This is a genomic window from Lacihabitans sp. CS3-21 (genome assembly GCF_024343675.1).
In the GTDB taxonomy this organism is placed as follows: Bacteria; Bacteroidota; Bacteroidia; order Cytophagales; family Spirosomataceae; genus Leadbetterella.
Genome location: NZ_RJUD01000087.1, coordinates 1 through 1,194, shown reverse-complemented (window position 1 = coordinate 1,194; position 1,194 = coordinate 1). Strand labels below are relative to the sequence as shown.

General features: G+C 37.5%; 1 protein-coding gene. It reads right to left on the bottom strand.

Annotated features, from left to right (window positions below):
• Window positions 1-400: 400 nt before the first annotated feature.
• On the bottom strand, window positions 401-1,194 hold a 794-nt coding region (locus EGI24_RS14580), incomplete at its 5' end, for a nucleotide sugar dehydrogenase (RefSeq protein WP_255049198.1).

Sequence of the window (1,194 nt, the reverse complement as noted above, 5' to 3'; positions counted from 1 at the left end):
TATAATTAAACTCTGATTCTTGAAAGGTTAAACATTAAGTAAATAAGTATAGAAAATATCTTAATTTTCTTAATATCTTAATGCACTTCATGTTAAAAAAAATAGCCTCAAATGTTTAACATTAAGAGAATTAAGGGCATTTAGGAATCAAAATATCTAAATGCTTTTAATAAACTTAATTTTAAAAACTTCCTCAATGGTTATGCATTAAGATAGCCTGCTATTCCACAAAAGACACAAGGATTCAAATACTCAGTGCCCCTCCGTGCATAACTCTGAGCACTCTGTGGTAAAAATAGTTTCTCAATTTAAGGAATCTATATATCGCAATACATTTGATGTTAAAAAAACAAAGTAAAAAATCTATAATCTCTATGTGCCTATGTGTTTAAGAAAAAGGCTACAACCTAGCATCCACCAAAGACTTATCCAGCGTGCTTTTGACATCAAATAACACATGACTCTCAGCAGCAAAATCTGCGATATTAAGCGTTTCGAAAGCTTGGTGGTTGACGGCGTGGATAATCAAATCGTACTTTTGATTCAATACGGGTGTAAGACCAATACCATACTCATGTTGCACTTCTTCGTTGTCGGCCCAAGGATCGTAGAGGTCAGTTTTAATCCCGAAGTCTTTAAGCTCTTTATAGATGTCTATCACTTTGGTATTGCGGATATCTGGACAGTTTTCTTTGAAGGTAAAGCCCAAAATCAATGCTTTGGAATCCTTCACGTTGATGCCTTTGCTGATCATCAATTTCACCACTTTGTTGGCAACAAAAACACCCATGTTGTCATTGATACGCCTTCCAGAACCAATCAGAGCAGGATAATAACCCAGTTGCTCCGATTTGTAGAGCATATAGTAGGGATCAACTCCAATGCAATGCCCACCTACAAGGCCTGGCTGAAACTTGAGGAAATTCCATTTGGTACCCGCGGCTTTGAGCACCTCAGTCGTATCTAAATTCATTTTCTCGAAAATAAGGGCCAGCTCATTCACAAAAGAAATATTGACATCTCTTTGACAGTTTTCGATGAGTTTGGCCGCCTCCGCCACCTTGATAGAAGGGGCTTGATAAGTACCTGCTTCTATGATACTCCCATACAAATCATTGACAAATTCCCCGATTGCAGGTGTAGAGCCAGAAGTGATTTTTAGGATTTTGGTCAGCGTGTTTTTTTTATCCCCTG